Genomic DNA, 364 nt, shown 5'->3' on the forward strand with positions numbered 1-364 from the left:
CCTTCCAGATCCTCTGCTGTAATGGCATTGCCGATGAGGAAATCATTTTGATACGCTTGTTTGACGGGAATCAAGTCTTTCTCGATTTCAACGGGGCCTGCGCTTGTTTTCTCGAAGCTGATGTCGTCGATAAAAAAGGATGCCGTCGCGTTGTTCGAGCTTTCTACATAGATGGTTAAGTATTCATCCCCCACGCTGTTGTACCGATAGGTTCCCTCAAACTGAACCCATCCGTCGCTGGTGCTGATCGTTTTGGGGGAGAGGGCCACATAATTCGCGCTGCTTCCGGAGCCGATTTGGGAGGACAGCTGAAGCTGCGAGCTTGCGGGCTCGATCAATTTGATCCATGCCGTTACCTTATATT

At 50.0% G+C, this 364-nt stretch carries 1 protein-coding gene; it reads right to left on the reverse strand.

The annotated features are described in order from the left end of the window. Positions 1-338: hypothetical protein (locus tag ACSNOG_RS33045; protein ID WP_436756367.1), on the reverse strand; the 338-nt coding region annotated here is incomplete at its 3' end. Positions 339-364: the final 26 nt, after the last annotated feature.

Origin of the sequence: Streptomyces sp. URMC 124, assembly GCF_051386455.1 — a bacterium.
Classification (GTDB): Bacteria; Actinomycetota; Actinomycetes; order Streptomycetales; family Streptomycetaceae; genus Streptomyces.